The organism is Acinetobacter sp. D009 (assembly GCF_038562025.1).
Lineage (GTDB): Bacteria > Pseudomonadota > Gammaproteobacteria > Pseudomonadales > Moraxellaceae > Acinetobacter > Acinetobacter pittii.
This window is the reverse complement of sequence record NZ_CP151886.1, coordinates 39,843-65,071: the sequence shown is the minus strand read 5'-3', so window position 1 is coordinate 65,071 and position 25,229 is coordinate 39,843. Positions and strand designations below refer to the sequence as shown.

28 protein-coding genes are annotated in these 25,229 nt (G+C 41.1%); 17 read left to right on the top strand and 11 right to left on the bottom strand.

Annotated features, from left to right (window positions below; genetic code table 11):
- Positions 1-8: 8 nt before the first annotated feature.
- From AAC388_RS00295 to AAC388_RS00280, 4 genes are all read left to right on the top strand, one after another.
- Positions 9-611 (top strand): lipoprotein-34 precursor (NlpB), encoded by a 603-nt coding sequence (locus tag AAC388_RS00295; protein ID WP_081309725.1) that lies wholly within the window; start codon positions 9-11, stop codon positions 609-611.
- A 36-nt stretch (positions 612-647) separates the two neighbouring features.
- A complete protein-coding gene (gene purC / locus AAC388_RS00290) occupies positions 648-1,367 on the top strand; it encodes a phosphoribosylaminoimidazolesuccinocarboxamide synthase (protein ID WP_002119240.1) in 720 nt (239 codons plus the stop codon).
- 192 nt (positions 1,368-1,559) lie between these two features.
- A complete protein-coding gene (locus AAC388_RS00285; RefSeq protein ID WP_017386189.1) occupies positions 1,560-1,763 on the top strand; it encodes a hypothetical protein in 204 nt (67 codons plus the stop codon).
- A 149-nt stretch (positions 1,764-1,912) separates the two neighbouring features.
- Positions 1,913-2,749 carry a formate/nitrite transporter family protein gene (locus AAC388_RS00280; protein WP_014207993.1) on the top strand — a complete coding sequence of 279 codons (837 nt, stop codon included), beginning with the start codon at positions 1,913-1,915 and terminating at the stop codon, positions 2,747-2,749.
- Positions 2,750-2,762: 13 nt separating this feature from the next.
- Here AAC388_RS00280 and AAC388_RS00275 read toward each other — a convergent pair whose 3' ends face one another.
- The 3 genes from AAC388_RS00275 to AAC388_RS00265 form a co-directional block, all read right to left on the bottom strand.
- Positions 2,763-4,028 (bottom strand): replication-associated recombination protein A, encoded by a 1,266-nt coding sequence (locus AAC388_RS00275; RefSeq protein WP_342371048.1) that lies wholly within the window; start codon positions 4,026-4,028, stop codon positions 2,763-2,765.
- A gap of 105 nt (positions 4,029-4,133) precedes the next feature.
- A complete protein-coding gene (locus AAC388_RS00270; RefSeq protein WP_063097636.1) occupies positions 4,134-5,306 on the bottom strand; it encodes a PQQ-dependent sugar dehydrogenase in 1,173 nt (390 codons plus the stop codon).
- 110 nt (positions 5,307-5,416) lie between these two features.
- Positions 5,417-5,875: a YcgN family cysteine cluster protein gene (locus AAC388_RS00265; RefSeq protein ID WP_063097635.1), complete on the bottom strand. Its 459-nt coding sequence runs from the start codon at positions 5,873-5,875 to the stop codon at positions 5,417-5,419.
- A gap of 193 nt (positions 5,876-6,068) precedes the next feature.
- Here AAC388_RS00265 and AAC388_RS00260 point away from each other — a divergent pair, with 193 nt between their 5' ends.
- The 8 genes from AAC388_RS00260 to AAC388_RS00225 all read left to right on the top strand — a co-directional run bounded on the left by AAC388_RS00260 (position 6,069) and on the right by AAC388_RS00225 (position 11,356).
- The gene (locus AAC388_RS00260) at positions 6,069-6,227 is read left to right on the top strand and encodes a DUF1328 domain-containing protein (RefSeq protein WP_002053759.1); all 159 of its coding nucleotides are present in this window, start codon (positions 6,069-6,071) and stop codon (positions 6,225-6,227) included.
- Positions 6,228-6,399: 172 nt separating this feature from the next.
- Positions 6,400-7,137 (top strand): dienelactone hydrolase family protein, encoded by a 738-nt coding sequence (locus AAC388_RS00255; protein ID WP_002119163.1) that lies wholly within the window; start codon positions 6,400-6,402, stop codon positions 7,135-7,137.
- Between the two features lie 184 nt (positions 7,138-7,321).
- Positions 7,322-7,684, top strand: coding sequence for an HIT family protein (locus tag AAC388_RS00250; protein ID WP_002119132.1), 363 nt, complete (start codon positions 7,322-7,324; stop codon positions 7,682-7,684).
- 140 nt (positions 7,685-7,824) lie between these two features.
- Positions 7,825-8,859 carry an A/G-specific adenine glycosylase gene (gene mutY / locus AAC388_RS00245; protein ID WP_069036661.1) on the top strand — a complete coding sequence of 345 codons (1,035 nt, stop codon included), beginning with the start codon at positions 7,825-7,827 and terminating at the stop codon, positions 8,857-8,859.
- Between the two features lie 47 nt (positions 8,860-8,906).
- Entirely contained in the window at positions 8,907-9,443 is a 537-nt protein-coding gene (locus AAC388_RS00240) for a M23 family metallopeptidase (protein WP_005066592.1), read from the top strand.
- Between the two features lie 9 nt (positions 9,444-9,452).
- Positions 9,453-9,698 carry a hypothetical protein gene (locus AAC388_RS00235; RefSeq protein ID WP_005066589.1) on the top strand — a complete coding sequence of 82 codons (246 nt, stop codon included), beginning with the start codon at positions 9,453-9,455 and terminating at the stop codon, positions 9,696-9,698.
- A 30-nt stretch (positions 9,699-9,728) separates the two neighbouring features.
- The gene (locus tag AAC388_RS00230; RefSeq protein ID WP_182917722.1) at positions 9,729-10,289 is read left to right on the top strand and encodes a DNA-3-methyladenine glycosylase I; all 561 of its coding nucleotides are present in this window, start codon (positions 9,729-9,731) and stop codon (positions 10,287-10,289) included.
- A gap of 38 nt (positions 10,290-10,327) precedes the next feature.
- On the top strand, positions 10,328-11,356 hold the full coding sequence (locus AAC388_RS00225; protein WP_182917721.1) for an NAD(P)-dependent alcohol dehydrogenase: 1,029 nt from the start codon (positions 10,328-10,330) through the stop codon (positions 11,354-11,356).
- A 2-nt stretch (positions 11,357-11,358) separates the two neighbouring features.
- Here the strand turns inward: AAC388_RS00225 and AAC388_RS00220 are convergent, their stop codons facing one another.
- A complete protein-coding gene (locus AAC388_RS00220; protein ID WP_032005059.1) occupies positions 11,359-12,783 on the bottom strand; it encodes a PLP-dependent aminotransferase family protein in 1,425 nt (474 codons plus the stop codon).
- Between the two features lie 90 nt (positions 12,784-12,873).
- Between AAC388_RS00220 and AAC388_RS00215 the strand changes: the two genes are divergently transcribed.
- Complete coding sequence (locus tag AAC388_RS00215; RefSeq protein ID WP_032005060.1) at positions 12,874-13,248, top strand: hypothetical protein; 375 nt, start codon at positions 12,874-12,876, stop codon at positions 13,246-13,248.
- On the opposite strand, the gene AAC388_RS00210 is transcribed toward AAC388_RS00215, so the two are convergent.
- A complete protein-coding gene (locus AAC388_RS00210) occupies positions 13,232-14,134 on the bottom strand; it encodes a LysR family transcriptional regulator (protein ID WP_063097630.1) in 903 nt (300 codons plus the stop codon). The two genes, AAC388_RS00215 and AAC388_RS00210, sit on opposite strands and share 17 nt — an antisense overlap.
- A 120-nt stretch (positions 14,135-14,254) precedes the next feature.
- On the opposite strand from AAC388_RS00210, the gene dkgB reads away from it, so the two are divergent.
- Together dkgB and AAC388_RS00200 are read left to right on the top strand one after the other, a co-directional pair.
- A complete protein-coding gene (dkgB, locus tag AAC388_RS00205) occupies positions 14,255-15,058 on the top strand; it encodes a 2,5-didehydrogluconate reductase DkgB (protein ID WP_060465150.1) in 804 nt (267 codons plus the stop codon).
- Positions 15,059-15,062: 4 nt separating this feature from the next.
- Complete coding sequence (locus AAC388_RS00200; RefSeq protein ID WP_005066574.1) at positions 15,063-16,253, top strand: MFS transporter; 1,191 nt, start codon at positions 15,063-15,065, stop codon at positions 16,251-16,253.
- Positions 16,254-16,292: 39 nt separating this feature from the next.
- On the opposite strand, the gene AAC388_RS00195 is transcribed toward AAC388_RS00200, so the two are convergent.
- The gene (locus AAC388_RS00195) at positions 16,293-16,946 is read right to left on the bottom strand and encodes an START domain-containing protein (protein WP_002119284.1); all 654 of its coding nucleotides are present in this window, start codon (positions 16,944-16,946) and stop codon (positions 16,293-16,295) included.
- Positions 16,947-16,996: 50 nt separating this feature from the next.
- Positions 16,997-17,818: a 4-hydroxy-tetrahydrodipicolinate reductase gene (dapB, locus tag AAC388_RS00190; protein ID WP_002119175.1), complete on the bottom strand. Its 822-nt coding sequence runs from the start codon at positions 17,816-17,818 to the stop codon at positions 16,997-16,999.
- Between the two features lie 183 nt (positions 17,819-18,001).
- Between dapB and AAC388_RS00185 the strand changes: the two genes are divergently transcribed.
- Entirely contained in the window at positions 18,002-18,355 is a 354-nt protein-coding gene (locus AAC388_RS00185; protein ID WP_342371047.1) for a hypothetical protein, read from the top strand.
- Positions 18,356-18,468: 113 nt separating this feature from the next.
- On the opposite strand, the gene dnaJ is transcribed toward AAC388_RS00185, so the two are convergent.
- The 4 genes from dnaJ to AAC388_RS00165 all read right to left on the bottom strand — a co-directional run bounded on the left by dnaJ (position 18,469) and on the right by AAC388_RS00165 (position 24,430).
- Positions 18,469-19,581: a molecular chaperone DnaJ gene (gene dnaJ, locus AAC388_RS00180; RefSeq protein WP_002119101.1), complete on the bottom strand. Its 1,113-nt coding sequence runs from the start codon at positions 19,579-19,581 to the stop codon at positions 18,469-18,471.
- A gap of 103 nt (positions 19,582-19,684) precedes the next feature.
- Complete coding sequence (locus tag AAC388_RS00175; protein ID WP_002119294.1) at positions 19,685-20,062, bottom strand: membrane protein; 378 nt, start codon at positions 20,060-20,062, stop codon at positions 19,685-19,687.
- Positions 20,063-20,201: 139 nt separating this feature from the next.
- Positions 20,202-23,327 carry an efflux RND transporter permease subunit gene (locus AAC388_RS00170; RefSeq protein ID WP_060465152.1) on the bottom strand — a complete coding sequence of 1,042 codons (3,126 nt, stop codon included), beginning with the start codon at positions 23,325-23,327 and terminating at the stop codon, positions 20,202-20,204.
- The gene (locus tag AAC388_RS00165; protein WP_342371046.1) at positions 23,324-24,430 is read right to left on the bottom strand and encodes an efflux RND transporter periplasmic adaptor subunit; all 1,107 of its coding nucleotides are present in this window, start codon (positions 24,428-24,430) and stop codon (positions 23,324-23,326) included. The genes AAC388_RS00170 and AAC388_RS00165 overlap by 4 nt, the downstream gene beginning before the upstream one ends.
- A 150-nt stretch (positions 24,431-24,580) precedes the next feature.
- On the opposite strand from AAC388_RS00165, the gene AAC388_RS00160 reads away from it, so the two are divergent.
- Positions 24,581-25,204 (top strand): TetR/AcrR family transcriptional regulator, encoded by a 624-nt coding sequence (locus AAC388_RS00160; RefSeq protein WP_320539587.1) that lies wholly within the window; start codon positions 24,581-24,583, stop codon positions 25,202-25,204.
- Positions 25,205-25,229: the final 25 nt, after the last annotated feature.

The window sequence follows — 25,229 nt, the reverse complement described above, 5'->3', positions numbered from 1 at the left end:
AATTTATGATGCAATTACGTCTTGGTTTAGTCCTTGCAGTTTCAGCCTTAAGTTTAGCTGGTTGTGGTCGCTTCGCAATTAATAATCACTCTTTAGATTATAAAAATGCCAAGCAACTTGCCCCGCTTGAATATCCTGCCGATGCAACTGTACGACCAGCGACACCTTTGTATCCTGCACCAACTGTAGAACAGCGCGCTATCGATAACGCACCGAAGTTTGAAAATAAGCGTGGCAACCGCTATGCACTGCCACGCCCTGAACAAACGCAAGGTAATGCGACACTAGATGCCTCTGCTCAAACGACGACTGCGCTTGGACGTCCTCAGCTTGTGACTGACGGTAATAAAAACCCGTTGTTAAAAATTGATGGAAATACAGCCGAGATCTGGCAATACACCAAAGCAACTTTAAGTACTTTAAATTTCAACATCATCGCTCAAGGCAGTAATCAAGCGACGATTAAAGTAAATGACAATACTTATGTGCTTAAACTTACTGGTGTAGGTTCTAGTCATACTCTTGCTCTATTTAATGTAGATAACACTTTTGCAAGCCCAGATGTGGCTGCTGAAGTGCTAAACCAGATTTACCAAAATTGGCCAGCCTAGTCGTTTACTAGGCATTTTTTTTAAAAAGGTTCCCTCATGTTAAAACAAACCTTGCTCTATACTGGTAAAGCAAAATCTGTATATGAAACAGACAATGCCGACCATCTGATTTTAGTCTTTCGTGATGATGCCTCTGCGTTCAACGGCGAAAAAATCGAACAACTAGATCGTAAAGGCAAGGTGAACAACCGTTTTAACGCCTTCATCATGGAAAAGCTTGCTGCTGCGGGTATTGAAACGCATTTTGAAAAATTGCTTTCTCCAACTGAAGTGCTTGTTAAAAAACTTCAAATGATTCCAGTTGAATGTGTAATTCGTAACTACGCAGCTGGTTCTCTATGCCGTCGCTTAGGTGTAGAAGAAGGTAAAGAGTTAACTCCTCCTACATTTGAATTGTTCTATAAAGATGACGGTCTAGGCGACCCAATGGTTAACGAATCTCAAGCGATTGCTTTAGGTTGGGCGACTGCTGAACAGTTAGAACAAATGAAAGTTTTAACTTATAAAGTAAACGATGTATTAAAAGCATTATTTGCTGAAGGCAACATGATTTTGGTGGACTTCAAGCTTGAATTCGGTGTTTTCCATGACCGCATCGTGCTTGGTGATGAGTTCTCTCCAGACGGCTGCCGTTTATGGGATAAAGACTCTAAGAAGAAACTCGACAAAGACCGTTTCCGTCAAGGTTTAGGCGGTGTTGTTGAAGCTTATGAAGAAGTTGCTGCTCGTTTAGGCGTAGATTTATCTGACATCTAATCAGTAAAACTTCATAAAAAAACCGGGCTAAAGCCCGGTTTTTTTATATTCAGCGTCATGCGCCCCAAACAATGTAGACAGATTTGTCTATTTCAATAAATTAAAACTTGCATAAGCTTAATTTAAAACACTAAAATCTAAAAAAACACAAAGCACTTCACAATAATTAAATTTAAAAACTAGGATGAACCTATGGAATTATCTAAGCTTGAAAAGAGATTAATGAATCATCCAATCCATTTTGGTGAAAATCCTTTGATCTTATTAAACAACTTTAGCACTTCTGCCTTAAAACAAGGCTGGAGTCAGGCAGAGGTTGAATCTGTTATTGCTAAAGCCTCTCAAGGCGACTATATGGCACTCATCCGTACTTTAAGAGCTTATACTTTTCTTTGATTTTGTGATTGATGATCTGACCATTGTGCATTCGATTTATAAAAAGACACATAAAGCTGTTATGAATAGACTAGATTTATCCTGAACACTGCCTTAACAATAAATAAAACAATAAATATAAGATATTTATTCAGTGAGGAGTAAACCTGATGGACCATGAAATAGAGGAAAAAAAAGTCGAGAAAACTTTAAGCTGGCGTGAAAAAATGGCAGTTGAAGAACATGAGAAACTGTCACCCCGTCTGGTTTATGAAATTATCCGCCGTGATGGTGCCGAAGAGCTTGATCGTCCAACAACTGCACTGATCTTTTCAGGGATTGCCGCGGGTTTAGTCATCAGTTTTTCATTTGTATTTAAAGCGATTATTGCTGCTTATCTCCCAACTGATGCAGTCTGGACCGATTTAATCACTAATGTGGGTTATACCATTGGGTTCTTGATCGCTATTTTGAGTCACATGCAACTCTTTACCGAGAATACTATCACCACAGTTGTGCCTTTATTTAATCCCTTTACTTTCGATAAATTACGAGCAGTGGGCCGCTTATGGGGCATTGTGATTCTCTGCAATATTATTGGAACAGCTTTGGCGAGTTTATTTTTCCTAACTACTCACCTGTTTACTCCAGATATTGACAAAGCACTGGATGAACTCGCACATCATGTGGGTTCCTTTTCTGCAACCCAGAATCTGCTCAAAGGCATTATGTCAGGGCTGTTAATTGCTGCCTTGGTCTGGATGTTGCCTTCAGTCAGTAATAAGTTTCTGCTCATCTTTTTCATGACGTATCTGATAGGACTGGGTGACTTTACCCATGTAGTGGTTGGTTCTACAGAAATGTCCTATCTGGTCTGGCAAGGAGAAGCTTCTATTAGCAAGTATCTGTTTACTTTCCTCATCCCTACTACTATCGGCAATATTATTGGCGGTACAGGCGTGTTCACGCTACTGATTTATGGTCAGGTCACTGAAGAGCTGGAATAGCATAAAGCAGGAACTATTGTTCCTGCTGCCATCTGCGTTGCTGTAAACGCTCACCTTCAACCTCACGCTTATTTCTTGCAGACTCATAGAGTTTGGTTCCCTTCAACTCAGGCGGCAAATAGTCTTGCAGCACAAAGTGCTCAGGGTAATCATGAGGATAGAGATAATTAATACCATAGCCTTGCTGTTTCATAAGCTTGGTTGGCGCATTTCTCAAATGCAAAGGCACAGGTAAATTTGCCGTTTTTTCAGCAAGTTCCAGAGCCTTATTAATCGCTAAATAAGTACTATTACTTTTTGCACTCGTTGCTAAGTAAACTGCTGTTTGACCTAGAATAATTCGAGCCTCAGGCATACCCAACGCTTGTACAGAGCGGAAACACTCACCTGCAAGCAATAGCGCATTTGGGTTGGAGTTTCCGATGTCTTCTGAGGCTGCAATCAGCATACGTCTTGCAATAAAAACCGGATCTTCTCCGCCTTTAAGCATACGAGCCATCCAATATAGCGTTGCATCTGGATCACTGCCGCGAATTGATTTAATAAAGGCAGAAACAAGGTCGTAATGCTGCTCGCCAGATTTGTCATAACGCGCAATATTTTGCTGAGCGACTTTTACCACAACCGCATTAGTAATCGTGTTTTCAACTTCGGGTTCAAAAGTACTTGCGATCAAGTCCAGTAAATTAAGCGCTTTACGTGCATCACCTGCTGCGAACTGAATGAGCGCATCATATTCTTCAATATGGATATAACGTTCTTTTAAGAATTTATCGCTTTGAAGTGCATTGTTGAGTAATGTCTGAATTGCCTCACTGTCTAAACTATTTAAGGTATAGACCTGACAGCGTGATAAAAGCGCGCTATTCACCTCAAAAGATGGATTTTCAGTAGTCGCGCCTATTAACGTAATTTTGCCTTTTTCAACTGCACCCAATAAAGCATCTTGCTGTGATTTATTAAAACGATGAATTTCATCAATAAAAACAACAGGTGTCAGTAAATCACCACTTTCTGCAATCACTTCACGTAATTCTTTTACGCCCGTATTCAGCGCAGACAAGCTCACAAATGGACGGTCTATCGCCTGCGCCAAAAGTAAAGCAATTGTTGTTTTACCAACGCCTGGTGGACCCCAAAAAATAATAGAAGGCAAATGTCCCTGATCAATCATTTGACGTAAGGGCGCTTGTTCACCTAATAAATGGTCTTGCCCAATAATTTCAGACAAGTCTCTTGGGCGCAGGCGTTCGGGAAGTGGAATATGGGTGTCTGACATTTCAAATGGCTTTATCGTCTTTTCACTATAGTCTATTGTGTCTCACAGAAATCTACAATTTGAATCTATGAGACACGTCCTTTATTTACAGGCTCTTGCTTAGCATTAAGAGGGTTTCTTACTCAGCTTGAGTAAACGCGCATTTGAGCCATCTTCAATCACCCAAATCGAACCATCTTGTGCTTCATGCAACCCACGAATACGTTTTTTCATATCCAATCTTTGCACTTCTTTCACGGGCTTATGCTCTAAATCCACCACAATAATCGCTTCGGAAGATAACCCGCCAATTAAGGCTTTATTTTGCCATGCAGGAAATTGTTGTCCGCGATAAATGATCATACTCGATGGAGAGATAACAGGAGTCCAGTCAATTTCTGGTGCTTTAAACTCTGGCCGAGTGTGATGATCTGGAATAGGTTGGCCCGAATAATGGTCTCCATTTGAAACGATTGGATAACCATAATTTTCACCTTTGGCAATAATATTAAGCTCATCACCACCTTTAGGCCCCATCTCAACCACCCACAGCTGTCCTTGGCGGTCAAAAGCCATACCTAACGGGTTACGGTGTCCCAGTGACCATATTTCAGCAGTGACCCCGCCTTGCTTATAAAAAGGGTTACCTACAGCCGCGGTGCCATCATCATTTAAACGTAAGATTTTACCTAAGTTACTTTTCATGTTTTGGGCAGGATCAAACTTTTGTCGCTCACCTGAACTGACCCACAGCTTACCATCTGTACCAAAAAGCATGCGATGTCCGTAATGGCCTTGTCCTGAAACTTTGGGTACTTGCTGCCAAATCTGCTTTATCTCGTTAAGTTTTGGCTGATTAGGATGAGATAAATCTAGTTTCGCACGTGAAATCACTGCGCCAGATCCACCTTGCCCTTTTGTAGCATAGCTGAGATAAACCCAATGATTCTTGGCAAAGTCAGGGTGTAAAATGACATCTCCTAAACCACCCTGTCCTCCATAGTTCACCGCTGGAACACCTTGCACATCCAACATTTGCTTATTTTTAGGGTTAAAAATTTTTAATTTACCTTGCCGTTCAGTCACTAATAAACGCTGATCAGGCAGACTGGTCACAGCCCAAGGCTCATTAAAATCTGAGACTGCTTCAACCTGATAAGTTTGTTTGATGGCAACAGACTGATCTGCTTTTGCAGTCGTATTTTGTTCAGGATTTTTTGAATTGGTATTATTAGACCCACAGGCCATTAACAAAAAAAAGCTACTACATAATAAGGGGGCTGCTAATCGTCTCATCATTTTTATCTCCTTTTGTTTTTATTGTTATATTACGGAGATGAGCAAAAAAATTACGATAAAAGTGTTACTTTATTATACGCTGTAATCAAACACTCTCTTTTAAGACTAAATTAGCGCACCCACCGCACAATATAATCTTCAAGATCATCTTCATGGACATCAACCTCAGAAAGGCAACGTCCTGCAACTGACTTTTTCGCTTTAACCACGCTTTGTCTCGAACCCGTATTTAAATAATGCCAAGAAGGTAAATTCTTGCCTTCATTCAAGCGCTTATAGGCACAGCTTGATGGCAACCAGTGGATTGTTTTTAAAGACTCTACCGTTAATTGCAGGCAGTCAGGTACTTGCTGCTGACGATTCGGATAGTCCATGCAACGCCCTGTACCACAATCAAGTAACTTACAGGCCACCTTGGTATAAGCCACCTCATGTGTATCTTCATCTTCTAGTTTTACCAGACAGCATAAACCACAGCCATCACATAAAGCTTCCCACTCAGCCTGAGTCAGTTGCTCTAACGGATAGTTTTTCCAAAAGAGTGGTCGAAGTGAGGTCTCGGTAGACATAATCTTTTAACAGCTGATGAGATAAAACGATGTATCAGTATAGCATTGAAGTGGTCTGTACTAAAAAAGAAGCTGTATTTATGACATCACAAAATGATTGTTTAATATACATTTCAACCACATAAACGACACATTCCGAGTAAAAAACACGCTATATAGTTAAATGACAATGAAAAATAAGGAGGACAGCATTATGTTCCGTTGGGCGATAATTTTTGCAGTAATTGCACTCATTGCCAGTCTATTAGGGTTTGGTGGTGTTGCAGGGCTATCTAAAGACTTTGCCGTGATTTTATTAGTTGTAGCTGTAATTCTAGCTGTAATTGGGTTCATTTCTCGAGGCCGAACTTAATTTAATCATGATCACATAAAAAGAAGGAACTGGTTTCCTTCTTTTTTTATTGCTTATAACTTTGTATCTTTTTCTTTTGATGTAGATTTTTACATAGTTATTTATTTTAGTTCTTAATTTTTATGCTTTAATCAAGCGTATTTAAATCGATTTAAATTTCAGGATTAATGTCATGAGTACTGCAATTAAAACCCGTGAAATTCAATATACTGCACCAGATGGTAGCCATTTAATTGGTTACTTTGCGGCTCCAGATAGCGAAACACCTGTTGCGGGTGTGATTGTTGCTCCTGAGTGGTGGGGACGTAACGAATATACTGAGCAACGCGCACGTGAACTTGCTGAACACGGCTATGCTGCGCTTGCAATTGATATGTATGGTGATAAAAAAGTTACAACCACCGCAGCTCAAGCCTATGAATGGATGATGCAGACATTTGAAGAGTTAGACACGGTGACTGATCGTGCCAATGCTGGGCTTCAAACTTTAGCTGCTCAGCCGGAAGTAAACAGTGAAAAAATTGCTGCTGTCGGTTACTGCTATGGTGGTAAAGTCGTATTAGATCTTGCACGTTCAGGTGCTCCACTAAAAGCAACTGCAACTTTCCATGGCACATTAACGCCTAAAGCTCCTGCTCAAAAAGGCGACATTCAAGGTGAAGTTTTAGTTCTACATGGTGAATTAGACAGTATGGTCACCTTAGAAGATGTTGCTAATTTTGAAAAAGAGATGCAAGCTGCTGAGGTTAAACATGAAGTAGTGGTTTTAGAAGGTGCTAAACATGGCTTTAGTAACCCGCTTGCCGATGAAAGAGCTAAAGCGAACGGTGTAGACCTTGGCTACAATAGCGAAGCGGAAAAACAAGGCCTTGCTAAAATGTACGCTTTATTAGATCGTACTCTAAAATAAAAGAAGCAAATTTGGAGCAAATGATTTTTTTGCATTTGCTCCCTTAAATGTTTATGACTTTGCAATATTTTTACTGTATTTTTTAAACCATACTTCAATAACTATACTCCCGTTGAGCTAGAGCAAAGCCTAGTCTTATTTCCCGCACTCGGGGTTTAATGGAATAACATGAGAGGATACAACAATGACTGACAAGAAATGTCCGTATTGCGAATTTGATGAATATGACATCATTGATAAGAATGAATTTGCCGTAATTTTGCCTGATTCTAATCCGTTATCTAAAGGCCACTGTGTAGTAACACCACTGCGCCATGTTAGTTCTTTTTTTGACATTACGTCTAAAGAACATCAAGGCTTGCTTACACTTCTTGAAATTGCTCGTCATGAAACCCAGCTTCGTCATCAACCAGATGGCTTTCATATTGGCTTTAATGATGGTGAAGTTTTTGGAAAAACTTCAGATCATTTCCACATTCATGTCATTCCTTACTATAAAAACCAGCCGTTGAAACTAGATCAACTTTGGGGTGTACAAAAGGATTAATTCTTTTTACCCATAGAACAGGGACTACATTTTTGATGTAGTCCCTGTTTTTATATGTCCATTTTCTTCGTTTTCTTTAAACAAAATTTCATCTAAATTTCAGCTATAATTTAGCCCTTACTTCTCTTCTATAGCTGTTCATGCCTGAATTTTCTTTTTCTGATGCCCTCTTAAACTGGTTCGATCAACATGGTCGTCACGATTTGCCTTGGCAAGTTGCCAATGATCCATACAAAGTTTGGGTTTCTGAAATTATGCTACAACAGACTCAGGTAAAAACAGTTCTGCAATATTTTGATCGCTTTATGGAGCGCTTCCCGACTGTAGAAGCTTTAGGTCATGCAACTTGGGATGAAGTAGCACCTTATTGGGCTGGCCTCGGTTACTACGCTCGTGCCCGCAATTTGCATAAAGCGGCTGGTCTTGTCACGCAGCAAGGTAAATTTCCTGAAACGCTAGAAGAATGGATTGCACTACCTGGCATTGGTCGCTCTACCGCAGGCGCGCTCATGTCTTTAGGTTTACGTCAGTACGGCGTCATTATGGATGGCAACGTGAAACGCGTTTTAGCTCGCTTCTTTGCCATTGAAGATGACTTAAGCAAACCACAACACGAGCGTGAAATGTGGAAACTCGCTGAAGAGCTTTGCCCTACACATCGCAACCATGATTACACGCAAGCGATTATGGACTTGGGTGCAACCATTTGTACTCCTAAAAAACCGCTATGTTTATATTGTCCAATGCAAGCTCATTGTCAGGCTTATCAGCAAGGGTTAGAACAAGAATTACCTTTTAAAAAACCGAAAAAAACACCGCCTGTTAAAACAGCAGATGTTCTTATTATTCAGTGCGAAGGTGAATGGTTCTGGCAACAACGTCAAGCTCATGGTCTATGGGGCGGTTTATTCTGTTTACCTATTTTAGAAAATGAACATGAACGACTGAGCATAAGCCAGCAATATAAATTACAGCCTCAAGCACAAACTTTTCAGATCAGCCATAGCTTCACTCATTTCACATGGTTACTTAATGCTCACGTGTTCCACGTGGAACCTGATCAAAAAGAACATCTGGCTATTGAACTTGAAGGTCAATGGTTGAGTCCGGAACAAGCCATTGCCAAAGGTGTTCCAACCGCTATGAAAAAATTGATCTCGACAAGCCGTTCATGACATAGTGAGTAAAATAATTTTGATATGGCTGTGACAGGGAGTATTTTGTGCGACGTTTTGTTTCTCATTTCTCACTTGGTTTTCTGATTATTCTATTGGCGGCCTGTGCCAGTGCACCTAAAAAACCTGCCCCACTTCCACCTGCTGAAGTCATCAAACTCAAAAGTATGCAGCTTCCAAGTCGACTACCTGTACCTGTAAAAGGTATTGACCGTGATGAATTAAAAGACACATGGGGAGCTGCTCGGAGTCAGGGCCGTAGTCACGAAGGAATTGATATTTTGGCTCCACGTGGAACCAAAGTGTACAGTGCAACCGAAGGTCTCGTTGCAGATCTTCGCAATAACAACTTAGGTGGCAAAGTCATCTGGATTTTAGGTCCAGCCGGGACATGGCATTATTATGCTCATCTTGATGGTCACAAACGTGGCTTAAATGTGGGTGACTATGTCAAAAAGGGCGACCTCATTGGCTATGTCGGCAATACGGGCAATGCACGTTATACTTCACCTCATCTTCATTATGGTCTTTACTTAGATGGTAAAGGTCGTGGTGCTGTTAATCCTTATTCATATTTACGCTAGGAACATTTTATGTCGGAAGCGCTGATCAATCGCTTAGTAGAGTTTGCCGAGTCTGGTAACCAGCAAAAGATCGTTTTAAATGGCAATAGCTATCAAGGCTGGATCATGGAAATCAGCGATGATGCCCTACTGATCAGTACCGGTTTTTCAGACAAAGTTGGCAAAGACTTTTGGCTAAAGTTTGAAGACTTAACACAAGCAGAACTGTATTATTGGGATACTCGCCCGAATGAATGGGTGCTATTTAAACTTTAAAATTCTAAGATAAATATAAGGAGCATTATCATGAAAACTCAACGTTGCGGATGGTGTTCCGACGATCCACTCTATATTGCTTACCATGATGAAGAATGGGGTAAACCCGAACACGACGAAGCACGATTATTTGAAATGCTCTGTCTTGAAGGTCAGCAAGCCGGCCTATCATGGATTACCGTACTGAAAAAAAGAGAAAGCTATCGTCAGCATTTTTTTAATCATCCGATTGCAGACATTGCTTCATTTACAGATGATTTTCTAGAACTAAAATTATCCGATGCTGGCTTAATTCGTCACTTTGGTAAACTCAAAGCCATTCGTGATAATGCTATTGCTTGGCAAGCGCTCAAAGCACAAGTCGGTGATGTTCCTACATGGCTTTGGCAGTTTGTAGATGCAGCTCCACAAAACAATGATGTTGTAGATTATCGTAAGGCCCCTGCTCAAACCGAGCTGAGTGTAAAACTTTCCAAAACTCTTAAAAAGAATGGTTTCAAATTTGTTGGCCCAACCACCTGCTATGCTTTTATGCAGGCAGTAGGCATGGTCGATGATCATGAAAACGATTGTCAATTTAAAGCTTCATAACCCACCAGAACGGTTCAAAGCCGCTTAAGGAGTTTCCGATGAGCAATAATATGATTCAAGCTTATGCTGCAATGCAGGCAGGTGAAAAACTGGTCCCATACCAATTTGATGCAGGTGAATTACAACCGCATCAGGTTGAGGTAAAAGTTGAATACTGTGGTTTGTGTCATTCTGATATTTCTGTTTTAAATAATGAATGGCGTTCAACCGTGTACCCTGTAGTTGCAGGCCATGAAATTATTGGACGAATTGTTGCTTTAGGCTCAGAAGCCAAAGGACTACAAATTGGGCAACGTGTCGGTATTGGCTGGACCGCCGAAAGTTGCCAAGCCTGTGATGAGTGTATTGGCGGTCAGCAAGTACTTTGTACGGGCGGAAGTGTTGCAACAATCGTAGGACATGCGGGTGGTTTTGCTGATAAAGTTCGTGCAGGCTGGCAGTGGGCTATTCCCCTCCCTGAAGATTTAGACGCTGAAAGTGCTGGTCCTTTACTTTGTGGCGGAATTACCGTTTTTGACCCACTACTCAAACACAAAATTCAGGCAACGCATCACGTGGGTGTGATTGGTATTGGTGGTTTAGGCCATATAGCCATCAAGCTACTTAAAGCATGGGGCTGTGAAATCACTGCTTTTAGTTCTAACCCAGATAAAACGGAAGAACTAAAAGCAATGGGAGCCGACCATGTGGTAAATAGTCGCGATACAGAGGCAGTAAAAGCTCAAAAAGGGAAATTCGATTTATTGCTAAGTACCGTGAATGTGACTCTAAATTGGTCTGCTTTTATTACAACACTGGCACCAAACGGAACCTTACATTTCTTAGGTCTTACGCTTGAGCCTGTTCCTGTTTCTGTTGGCTCTCTTATTGGTGGTGCTAAGTCAGTGACTGGTTCACCTACGGGTTCACCTGCTGCACTACGTCAGCTTTTAAAGTTTGCTGCACGTAAAAAAATTGCGCCTCAAATTGAGCTATTTCCAATGTCACAGCTCAATGAAGCAATTGAACGTCTACACTCGGGTCAGGCACGCTACCGCATTGTGCTTAAGGCAGACTTTGCAGAGTAAGACTAACTCACTGTTTTAATCTGTTGCCGTGACCAGTCCGCCAAATCTTTAATGGCTTGGCGGACATCTGCTGTTAGCTCATGACCTGCATTTAAACGAATAAAATGCCGATAGCGTTCATCCTCACCAAAAACATGCCCGGGAACTACGGTAATTCCGTGAGATTTTGCAGTGTAATAGAGCGCCAAACTATCTACAGTTTTAGGTAACTGCATCCATAAGGCATAACCCCCTTCTGGTTGGCTCAATGCAATTGGTATACCTTCAAAGGCATTTAAAATACAACTACGATACTCCTCGACTTGCCGCATCAAATTCGGTCTTAACTGCTCTAAATGCTCTCGATAACCACGACTATAAATAAAATCAGCTAGGCCTAGTTGTAGCGGTGTATTAACCCCAATATTACTGGCTACCAGCTCAAGCCTTAAATGCTGTAGCTTCGCGCTTAAACAGAACCATCCTACGCGATACGCACTCGACAAAGACTTAGAAACCGACCCACACCAAATTACATAGCCTTCACGGTCCCAATAGCGAATAGGTAATGGTCGCTCACCGCTGTAACCACACTCTCCATAAATATCATCTTCAATAATAAAGCACTGATACTTTGCTGCTAATTCGGCAATCTTTTGCTTTTCTGCATTACTTAAACAATATCCCAATGGGTTCTGATAGTTGGCTGTCATTAAGCAAACCTTGGCTAAACCCTGCTTCATAAATGATTCTAAGCGCTCAAGATCGATACCACGATGATGCGCTGGAATTTCAATAATCTGCCGTTTTAAACTTGCTATAAGCTGTAATTGTCCATTAAAAGTAGGTGTCGGAATTAAAATACTATCGCCTACTTCTGTTAGATGTTGAATCACCAAAGACAAAGCAGGCATGCAGCCATTGGTAATAAAAATATCTTCTACTGCGATAAAAATCCCATCTTCACGCCAATGATCAGATAACGCTTTTCTTAATTGCTCATGTCCTTGTTTATTACAATAAAGAAAGTCTTGAGGCTGACAATTTTTTAAAGCCCGTTGAATAGAACGACGTAAACCTTCCACAGGAATAAAATGAGGCGTTAACTGAATAGAGCCTAATGGTACAAGATGGCTTTGTAAGGCAGCTTCCTGAATTTGATTATGCAATTCCAGATTTGAAACTTGTCGAGGTAAAGACAAGAAATCTGGACTTTCAGGAATGGGGCCCGATTGTGCACGAGCAACCACAAAATAACCTGACTTCGGCTTTACATAAATAAGCCCCCTCGCCTCAAGTAACTCATAACAACTTTTTGCTGTACTTAAACTAATGCTGTGCTGACGAGCAAAATCTCGTAAAGAAATAAGTTTCTGATGAGGTTTAAGCTCATCTTGATAAATACGATGTGCTAATTGATTGGCAAGAACCTGATATTGGAAAGTCATTCTGTGCTGCTTTTTTAAAAATTTCTGTATCTGTACTGGTTTATAGAACACCTTTAGGCTATAGAAATCAACTCAGAAAGTAGCAAGGTCATGAAATTAAAAGCTATATTGTTATTTACTATTGTTTTAGCTGGTTGCCAACAACAACCAAAAGATGAGCAGTACAGACATACTGTTTGCCAAAGTCTCATAGAAGGTTATTTAAAAATGACAAATCAACAAGACTATAAAATGGAGCAACGCACTGATGAAAAGACCATTACGATTTCTCATTATCAATATAAACGGAATAGCTCAAATGAAGTTGTAATGGTGAACTCGGTTTATTCGACTTTGTATTTTAGCTGCCGAGAACATCAAAAAAGCTATTTTCTGTCTCAACATTCATCACAAGGACAAACGACCCCACTTTTAGAAGTTCATTTTCCAACTGACAGTTACACTACTTTTAGAGAGCGTTTTTAAAACCGTCTTTTAACTGTTCTGCCAAAAACTCAATAAATAAACGAATTCGTTTTGGTAGATGCTCTTGTTGATAATACACAGCATGGATGCTTTGATATTGATGTTCAATTTGGTCTTCAAATAAGGCAATCAATCGCCCTTCTTCAATATCTTTCCAAATTTCAAATTCAGATAGTCGTGCAATACCATGTCCTCTAATCGTCAGCTGACGTACCGTTTCTCCACTCGATGCTTTAATTTTTGATTGCGCAAAAAAATATTCATCACCAACTTTAATCGGCCAACTATTGATATATGCAGGTCTGGTAAAACCGATCAAATCGTGTTGTTCAAGCTGTTCAGGTTGTGTCGGTGTACCCTTAATTGCTAAATACTCAGGGCTTGCAACGATAAATAAGCGACTTTTACATACTAATTTGGCATGAAGACTTGAATCATTAAGTTCTCCGAATCGGAATGCAACATCGGTTTTATGTTGTAGTAGATCAATCACCTGATCATTACTATTTAACTCAATTTCAATGTTTGGATAGCTCTCACGAAACTTATGCATTAATGGCGCAATTACGTGTAAGACAAACGGCGTTGCTGAATCAATGCGAATAAGTCCCGCAGTCCCCTGATCAGATTTTTGTAGTTCTTCTTCAGCCGCATTTAGCTCATTTAAGATTTTACGGGCTTTTACCAAAAACTGCTGCCCTTCTTGAGTGAGTTTCAATTTACGTGTCGTTCGTTCTAACAAAGTCACATCTAACTTAGCTTCTAGGCGTGTTAAAGATCGACTGACTCCTGAAGGCGTTTGTTTTAAATGTTCTGCCGCCGCAACAAAAGAGCCCGTATCAACGATTGCGATAAACGCGACCAGCTCTTCAATTGTTGATTTCATGTCTTATTCCATTATTGACTAATGATCAAAGATATTTTGCTTATTCATCTATTTTTTCGCAACAATAAAAAAAGCAAAATGCACATCAAGTTAAATGATTATTCAAATTTAGGTAAACACATGAATATCCCACGTTTTGGTCTAGGAACTTTCCGTCTTAAAGAACAAGCAGTTATTGATTCTGTTAAAACTGCTTTAGACGTAGGTTACCGTGTCATTGATACTGCTCAAATTTATGACAATGAAGCAGCAATTGGTCAAGCGATTGCCGAAAGCGGTGTATCACGTCAGGACTTATTTTTAACCACAAAAATCTGGGTAGATAATTTTGCTCAAGATAAGTTTATTCCAAGCTTAAAAGAGAGCCTACAAAAGCTTCGTACTGACCATGTTGACCTCACTTTGATCCATTGGCCAGCACCAGATTTAGGCGTTTCGATTCCTGAAGTTATGAAGCTTTTACTTGAAGCAAAACAACAGGGCTTAACTAAACAAATTGGTATTTCAAACTTCAATATTGAGCTTACTCAACAAGCAATTGACACAATTGGTGTAGAGCATATTGCAACCAACCAGATTGAGTTAAGCCCTTATCTTCAAAACCATAAGCTTGTGAATTTCTTACAAGAGAAGAATATTGATGTGACTTCATATATGACGCTTGCATACGGCAAAGTGCTTCAAGACCCTGTTTTAACTGAAATTGCAGCAGCACATAAAGCAACGACAGCGCAAATTGCACTAGCGTGGGCATTGCAACGTGGTTTTGCAGTCATTCCATCTTCGACTAAACGTGAAAACCTGATTAGCAACTTAAAAGCACAGGATATCGAGTTAACTTCAGCTGAAATGCAAATGATTGCCGAACTTGATCGTAACAGTCGTGAAGTTAGCCCAGAGCCATGGGCACCAGTTTGGGACTAAACTCATGAACACTCAATCAAATACGGCGTTCTCGTTATTGGCATTGGCAATTGGTGCCTTTGCCATTGGCACCACTGAATTCTCACCAATGGGATTGTTGCCGAATATCGCTAATGATTTAGGGATTTCAATTCCAACGGCCGGTATGTTAATTACAGGTTATGCACTTGGTGTCATGCTAGGTGCCCCATTCATGACCCTATGGTTCGGTGGTTTTGCACGCCGTAATGCACTTATTTTGCTGATGGCGATCTTTACGGTCGGTAACCTAATCGCAGCGTTTTCACCAAGCTATATGAGCTTATTAGGTGCTCGTCTCATTACAAGCTTGAACCATGGTGCTTTCTTCGGGATTGGCTCTGTTGTAGCGGCAAGCATTGTACCCGCGCACAAACAGGCCAGTGCTGTAGCCACCATGTTTATGGGTTTAACCATTGCCAATATCGGTGGTGTACCGTTAGCAACATGGGTTGGGCAAAACATTGGCTGGCGTATGTCTTTCCTTGCGATTTCTTTGCTTGGTGTAATTACCATGCTCGCTTTATGGAAAGCGCTCCCTCAAGGTATGGTTGCTCAAAAACCAAATGTGAAAGCTGAGTTGAAGGTATTAACGCGTACTCCTGTGGTCCTTGCGCTACTCACTACCGTACTCGGTGCAGGTGCAATGTTTACGCTCTATACCTATATTGCACCAAGTTTGACTGAGTTTACCCATGCTTCACCGACGTTCATTACGTTCATGTTGGTATTGATTGGTGTCGGTTTCTCAATTGGTAACCATTTAGGCGGACGTTTTGCAGATTTGTCGATTAATAAAACTTTGATTGGTTTCTTGGTTCTGTTAATTGTGATGATGGTGACTTTCCCAATTCTTGCACAAAGCCAGATTGGAGCAGCCATTGCATTAGTGATCTGGGGTGCAGCAACCTTTGCTTTAGTACCACCTTTGCAAATGCGTGTAATGTCAGTCGCTCATGAAGCACCGGGACTTGCCTCTTCAGTGAATATCGGTGCATTTAACTTAGGTAACGCAGTAGGAGCAGCAGCAGGCGCGTTAGTACTCGATCTAGGTTGGGGTTATAGCGCAGTATCTTTTGCTGGCGCATTGTTGGCAGGGTTAGGTTTGTTATTGGTTTTATTTCAAATCAAACGCGAAAGCAGCCCTGCACAAGCTTTACAGCAATGTTCAGATTAATAAAAAAGCGCCTGATCTCAGGCGCTTTTTTTAAGCTATTTATTTTAAAATATCTGGTAATTTAGGGTGTTCATAAATTGGACTGGTCACTTCCCGCTTCATTTTAAGCAGCATCTGATAAGGTTGCTGTTGAACAAACATATTTACAAAGCTCAACGGAATTGCACCAGCAGGGTCAGCGTAACCACTGGTCGTTACTTTCACCTTATTATTTGCAAGTTTCTGGAATGTCCAATCCCCTTCATAGCGTGTTAAGCGCACTACATCAGGTTGTATCGGATAATTTCCGCTAATTGCAGTATTTTTAATTGTCACAACACCATTTGCGGCCTTGCTCATTTTTCCCTTTACAACGACATCACGATCTTTCAAAGGAAACGGAAAATCCAACACCATATACAGTGTGAACTCACCTTTTTTCTCATCTTGAGACAACATTTCAACTTTGCCCATATAAGGCACCCACTGGTCAGCACGATTTACATCTAAAATCACAGCGACAGCGCGTTCAAGTGGCACATCAAATGTCGTTTCAGCCTTATATTGAAAGACTGGATTATCAGTTTTTTGATAGGTCCAGACTTTAATATTATTGCGGTCTAAGCTGAGTTTAGCTTTTTCTGTAGAAGCAGCCCCCGTCCAGAGGCTGCTTAAGCAAAGAAGAGTGGTCAAGGCAATTTGTTTTTTATTCATGTTCTGCTCTATCTTGTTTTTCTCGCTACACATGGAATACGTACAGGGTTTTATACCTGTACGTCGTTCAATCCTAAAACATCTTTCATGTCATATTTACGCGCTTCACGGCCCACAACCCATGCAGCAGCTCGTACTGCACCAGCAGCAAAGTTCATACGGTTAGTCGCTTTATGAGTCACTTCAACACGCTCACCTTCACCAATAAACATGACAGTGTGTTCGCCAACGATGTCACCACCACGAATGGTTTCAAAGCCAATCGTTTGACGGTCACGTGGGCCTGTATGCCCTTCACGGCCATACACAGCAACTTCTTTTAAGTTACGGCCTAAAGTATCTGCAATTGCTTCGCCCATCATTAATGCCGTACCTGACGGCGCATCTACTTTATGACGGTGGTGAGCTTCAATCACTTCAATATCTACTGTATCGCCAAATACTTTTGCTGCAAGCTCAAGTAACTTGATTGATACATTTACGCCCACTGAATAGTTCGCAGCGTAAACCACAGGAGTATGCGTAGCAACTTCATCTAACTCAGCTTTTTGCTCATCTGACATACCTGTTGTACCAATAACCATGGCAACCCCAGCTTCACGGCAAAGCTTTAAATGCTGAGCCGTTGCAACTGGTGCAGTAAAATCAATGATTACATCGCAGTCTTTAAGAACTTCTGCCAAGTTTCCTGAAACCTTCACACCCACTGAACCAATACCAGCAAGCTCACCTGCATCCGTGCCCACCAAACTACTTTCCGGACGCTCTACCGCAGCAGCTAATTGATAGCCTGCCTGTTGAACTGCTTGAATAAGCGTACGGCCCATACGACCGCCTGCACCTAAAATACCAATGCGTGGAGCTGCTGACATAATCTTCCCAATCTTCGGTTTTACGTAATTTACCTACTATATCAAAACTCTTTGCTCATCTTAAAAAGTAAAAATTATTTTTTGAGTTAGGACGAAATTTAATCTGTTTTCACAAAAGTTAAAGAATTGATCGGCAGACTACGGAGCCACGAATGAGAAAAAGATGACTATAAGGAGTTCAGCATGCATTCGAGAATTATTGGCTTTACAGTAATGATGGGGATTATGAGTTCAGTGGCATTTGCAGAGCCTGCAATCCAGCCAGGAGACACATTAGAAAGCTTATCTAAAGCGCGTATTACGACAAACATAAATACTCAAACAGCAACGCCTACAGCTCAAACAAATGATGCCAATGCTGAGGTTAAAGTTGAAGATATTGACCCAATTATTGGCGAAACAGCAGCAGAGGCACCAAAAGTAGCTGTACAGGCAGAAGCAGTAGCCGCACCAGTGATCGAAAATGCTCCTATTCTTGCTTCTAGCGAACCGACTGTAAGTGTTAATGATATTGATGTTGCTCACCCTACAAAGTAAGCAGACGTAATTTTCTTTTAAGCAGAATAAAAATAATAAGATGAATCAGCGCAATAAAAAGGCGGATATTTTATAAATATCCGCCTTCTTTTTAATTTCTTATCTAATCAAGTTTAATCGAACAAACGATCAAAGAATGATTTTTTCTTCGGTGAAGAAGCACTGTCTTCGCCATCAAAAGAAGCTTGCAACTCTTTAAGTAATTCACGTTGACGAGAATTTAAGTTGACTGGTGTTTCTACCACAATACGGCAGAGTAAATCACCCACCATGCTGCTACGTACTGGACGAACGCCCTTACCACGTAAACGGAATAATTTACCTGTTTGAGTTCCCTCAGGAATCTTCAAGCTAACGCGACCTTCCAAAGTTGGAATTTCAATTTCTTTACCAAGTGCAGCATCAGCAATGCTCACTGGTACGTCCATATAAAGATCTGCGCCATCACGTTGGAAAATTTCGTGTTCACGAACGACGACTTCAACGTACAAGTCACCTGATTGGCCATCACGAATTGCTTCGCCTTTACCACTCAAACGAACGCGGTCACCATTATCTACACCCGCTGGAATTGTAACTTCCAACGTTTGCTGGCGATCGGCAACACCTGAACCATGACATGCCTGACAAGGGTTTTTAATAATTTTACCTTGACCACGACACGTACCACATGTTTGTTGTACAGAGAAGAAACCTTGCTGCATACGAACTTGTCCTGAACCATGACAAGTTTTACAGGTTTCAACATCTTTTGGATTTTTAGAACCTTTACCATCACACACATCACATGGTGCTGGAGCAGTAAAGGTAATGGTTTTTTTAACCCCTTTTACAGCTTCTTCAAGGGTAAGTTCCATTACATAGCGTAAATCTGATCCGCGACGTTGACGCTGTTGACGTCCACCACCACCGAATGCGCCACCGAAGATATCACCGAACTGGCTAAAAATATCTTCTGCACTAAATCCGCCGAAGCCACCACCGCCCCCGCCAAAGCCACCTTCGAACGCATTATGTCCCATGCGATCGTACATGCTACGCTTTTCGCTGTCCGATAAAACTTCATAAGCTTCAGCAGCTTCTTTAAATTTCTCTTCAGCTTCGGCATTGTCAGGGTTTCTATCAGGATGATATTTCATCGCCAATTTACGGTAGGCTTTTTTGATCTCATCATCACTTGCGGTTTTTGAAACGCCTAAAACCTCATAATAATCACGTTTAGCCATTTTTGGCGGTGCTCCTCACGGAATTTTATCAATACTCTATTGCCGACTAAATGGGGGGCTTTAGCCGAATTTACAAGGGGGAAATGTTTAAAAAATAGATATATTAAAAAACTGCCTTATTTTTTAAATATTTAGACAAGCCTTTTAACCATGCATTTAATAGAAATAACCACGCAATAGCGCTAAAAACTACGCCAGCAACCGTAGAGGCTGTGACCCAAAGATTACTATCCCATGCAAAAAAGAAGAGCGGAATAAACCAGACAACAGCAAAAATTGCCATAAATAGAAATAGAATCGCATTGCGCATAATCCATAGCGCATGCGCATGAATCCAAACTTCTGCATTATCTACAACTGCCACTTTACGAGCGACCAAATAAGCAAAGGCCGCAAAAATAACCGTAAACAATGCAAGAAACATGAACGCATAAGAAATTACTATATAACGGCGATGCTGTTCGATATGGTCTTGCCCCATCTGTATTTCACCTCAATTCACTGCATTTTGCCTATTTTTTATGCAGTGAAATAATCCTGTATTTTTTGTGTAAAGACAGGTGCTACTATATTGGAGTTTTCAATATTTCGCACCTTTATTCACAAAAAATTTATGTATTTTATGCGGTTTTTTTCACCTTAAACCACGCTGCATAGAGTGCAGGTAGGAAAAATAATGTCAGTAGGGTGGCAACAATCAATCCGCCCATGATCGCAACTGCCATCGGACCAAAGAAAATACTTCTAGAAAGTGGAATCATGGCCAGAACAGCGGCTAAAGCAGTCAAAATAATGGGACGGAATCGACGCACTGTCGCCTCAATAATCGCCTCCCATGTTGGATGTCCTGCTTGCCTGTCTTGTTCAATTTGATCAATCAAAATAAGCGAGTTACGCATGATCATCCCAGAGAGTGCAATTGTGCCCAACATGGCCACAAAGCCAAATGGTTTGTTAAATAATAGTAAGAATAAAACAACACCAATTAAACCCAGTGGAGCTGTTAACAACACGATGGTCGAGCGAGACAAGCTTTTGAGCTGAATCATCAGTAATGTCATGACCACAGCCAAGAACAGTGGCATACCCGCATTCACAGAATTTTGCCCACGTGCAGACTCTTCTACGGTTCCACCCACCTCAATGAGATAGCCACTTGGCAATTCAGCACGTAACTTATCCATTGATTCAGCTAACTCACCCACAACGGTAGCAGGCTGCAAATTGGTACGAATATCTGCGCGAACAGTAATCGTCGGTAAGCGGTTACGATGCCAGATCAAACCATCTTCAAACTTATACTCAATCTTCGCGATTTGAGCTAAAGGTACAGTGGTTCCATTGTTCGTTGGCACAGCTAAGCTTGCCAGTGAAGCCACTTCAACGCGCTCTGCTTGGTCCCCGCGTAAGCGAATTTCAATAAGTTCACGTTTTTCACGATATTGCTCAATCGCACTACCAGTAATTGATGCATTAATGAAATTCGCTAAATCCAGACTAGAGACACCCATTTGTCGAGCACGGTCTTGATCAATTTGAATGGAAATGATCTTACTTGGCTCGCCCCAATCTAAATGCACATTGGTGGTATTCGGGTTTTCACTCATTACTTTAGCGACTTGCTGTGCTTCTTTACGTACCAGATTTAAATCTTCACCTGACACACGATATTGCAATGGATAACCCACAGGTGGGCCATTTTCGAGTAATGACACACGAGTACGGACTTGTGGGAGTAACTGCTTAATTTGTGTTTCTAACGAACGACGAATGTCATCACGATCATCAAGTGATGATGCGAGTACAACAAACTGAGCAAAGCTGGCTTGCGGTAATTGCTGGTCTAAAGGTAAATAAAAACGTGGTGAACCTGTCCCTACATAGGCCACATAGTTATCAATACCTTTTTGTTTAGACAAGAATTTTTCAACCTTTTTCACAGCTTGTTCTGTTGCTGTTAAAGAAGCACCTTCTTCAAGCTTTAAATCGACTAAAATCTCAGCACGGTTTGAAGGCGGGAAAAACTGCTGAGGTACCATCTTAAACATCAGCACAGAGAGCACAAAAATCCCCACCGTCGTTGCAATCACGGTTTTACGATAGGTCACACAAAACTCGACCATCTTTCTAAAACGTAAATAGAAACTAGATTGATAAGGATCGTAATGATGGTCCTGTGAAATTGCCACAGTTTGCGGTTGTGGTTTTTTAGTTAATCTTGCCCACAAACGGACATACCAAGGGGCCTGATGTCCTAACTTGGTAAAGTCTGGTAATAGCTTTTCACCTAAATAAGGTACGAATAAAACTGCCGCGATCCAAGATACCAATAAAGCAATGGTCACAACCTGAAAAATAGAGCGTGTGTATTCGCCTGTACTAGACTGAGCCGTAGCAATCGGTAAAAAACCTGCCGCGGTAATCAATGTTCCCGTGAGCATCGGAAATGCGGTAGTTTTCCACGCAAATCCGGCGGCTTTAATCCGGCTATAGCCCTGCTCCATCTTAATGGCCATCATCTCGACGGCGATAATGGCGTCATCGACTAACAGACCTAACGCCAAGATCAAAGCACCAAGTGAAATTTTATGCAGTCCGACATCGAATAAACTCATACCGGCAAAGGTCATTGCTAAAACTAAAGGAATAGAAAAAGCGACCACCAATCCCGTACGGAAGCCTAAAGAGAAAAAACTCACTAACAAGACAATAATGACTGCTTCAGCGAGTACCTTCACAAACTCATGAATACTGCGTTGTACTGCTACAGGTTGGTCAGAAACTTTCTGCAATTTCATGCCGAGTGGCAAGGTCTTTTGCAGTTGGGCAAATTCTGTTTCTAGATTTTTACCAAGGGCAATAATGTCACCGCCTTTACGCATCGAAACAGCAATGCCAATACCATTTTCACCCATGAAACGCATACGTGGTTGAGCAGGCTGACTAAAACCACGATAAACATCAGCAACGTCACCAAGCTGGATGGTTTTATCACCGACCAATAAAGGTGTTTTTTTAATTTCATCAATGTTTTGTAGATGACCACTTACTCTAATTTGAATACGGTCTGTACCCGTTTCAAAAAAGCCAGCACTTGCCATACTATTTTGCTTTTGTAAGGCTTCTTGAATCGCTGTAACTGGAATTCCGAGCTGTACCGCTTTAGTGTTAGAAATCTCAACCCAGATTTTTTGATCTTGTAGACCAATCAATTCGACCTTACTGACATCTTTGACTCGTTGAAGCTGTAATTGCAAACGATCTGCATATTCTTTCAAAAGTGCATAGTCAAAGTCTTTGCCTGTCAGTACATAAATATTACCGAAAGTGTCCCCAAATTCATCGTTAAAAAATGGGCCTTGTACACCGTTTGGCAGTTCATGGCGAATATCATTCACTTTCTTACGGACGTTATACCAAACGTCAGGAATCTGTGCCGATGTCAGCGAGTCCTTGGCAACAAACGTAACCATCGACTCACCCGGGCGGGAGTAAGCCATAATCTTGTCATACTGCCCTGTTGTCATGAGTTCCTTTTCGATACGGTCAGTCACCAGCGTTGAAACTTCTTTCGCTGTTGCTCCCGGCCAATAGGTTTGTACGACCATGACTTTAAAGGTAAATGGTGGGTCTTCACTTTGTGAAAGTTTTGAATAAGAGATCGCGCCGATAATGCCAAGTAACAGCATAAAATAAAGGACGATACCTTTATTATTTAATGCCCATTCCGAGAGATTGAATTTCATGGCTGGATTGCTCCCTGAATTTTCACCGCACGGTTTTCACGGTCAATCGGATGAATCTTCTGCTTATCACGTAGCAAATGCACACCACCAATCACCACCCAATCATTGGGTGTCAATCCAGATAGCACAGGTACACTGTCTCTGCCATATGCACCAACCGTTACAGGTACTTTGCGTAAAGTTTGATTCGCATTAACAACCCAGACATAAGGCTGATTATCTGTTGCTGAAACACTCGAAAGTGGCACACTCATCACGTTGGTTTGAGTTGAGGTAAAAAATACACGTGCACTTTGTCCAAGTTGAATAACAGACTGCCCTTCTTTGAGTGCCACCTTAACTGTAAAAGTACGAGACTGATCAGCCGCAGGAGAAACTTCGCGAACATATCCGGCAAATTTTTCATTCGGTTTAGACCACAAGGTAATCCAAGCGGCTTGGCCAACTTTAATCTCGGTAACCGCTTGTTCTGGTACACCAATGACAACTTCACGCTCTCCATCAATTGCCAATTGATAAGCAGCTTGTCCTGCTGCAACCACTTGTCCAATTTCTATGTTTCGCGCAGTAATCACCCCGTTTTTATTAGAAACGAGTTGGTTATAACCAGTTTGGTTTGCAGAAACCTCATAGTTAGAACGAGCTTGCTGTAGTGCCGCTTGTGCCGCGTCGTATTGATTTTTTACAGTGTCATATTGCGAACGGCTTACAGCATTAATCGGGAGTAATTGCTGAAAACGTTTAAGTTCATCTGCTGCCGTTTTTGCTGAAGCCTGTGCATTGTCTAGCTGAGCTTTAGCAGCATTTAATTGTAGCTGAGCATCTGCTACATCGAGCTTTGCTAATACTTGTCCTACTTTAACCCGGTCGCCTACATCCACATAACGAGCCGTAACTTGTCCACCTACCCGAAATGCTAAAGCCGTTTGTTGTCTAGCCTGCACATCCCCTGCATAGCTTTTTTGTTCATTGAGTGTGGTTAAGGGCTGTGCCACCATCACATAGGGTATTTCTTCTGTTTTGGGAGTTTCTTTACTACACCCCATTAATGTGACCATACAAACAATCACCATACTCATGATGAGAGGTTTTAACACATTCATATCTTATCGCTCTTATTCAAACTGATTTTTTAAGGCACAATATGCTTGCATCATAGTTCGTTTATTTTTTAATTAATATACTCATGGGTACATTAATTAAAGAAAAATGTATAAGTGTTTATTTTTTAAAATTATTATTTAGAGGGTTTTGTGCAAACAGTTAATCAAAGTGGTCGCCCAAAAGATCTAGAAAAACGTGCTCGTATCCTACAAGCCGCTAAAGCTATATTTTTGAAATCTGGCTATCACGGTACCAGCATGAACCAGATTGCACAGGAAGCAGGTGTAACTAAACTGACGGTCTATAATCACTTTCAAGACAAAGCCAACTTATTTATCTGTGCGATTACAGAAACCTGTGAAGAGACACTGTGTACTAAACAATTCGAATTAGATGCATCGGCAGATTTTTATCAAGCACTCTTTATTGTGTGTTCACGCGCCTTGCAAATTATTTACTCACCTGAGGCGCTTAAACTTGAACATGTTTTATTTGAACTTGCAGCAGAACAAAGTCCACTCGCTCTACAGTTTTTTGATGCATCTCATACTCGACTGCAAAATCAGTTAACCGAGTTTTTGCAAAAAGCAGCTCAATTAGGTTTTATTCAAACCGATGAACCAACCTATCAAACCGAACTTCTTTTGTCCTTATTGCTTGGTGTACGTCACCAGAAGGTTTTACTTAGGATTATTGCTGTACCCAATGCGCACGAGCTTGAACAAATTATTCAAGATGCAATTCATTTATTCTTGCTCAAATACCAGAATTAAACCAAAGTCCGATTGTCAAAAGTTG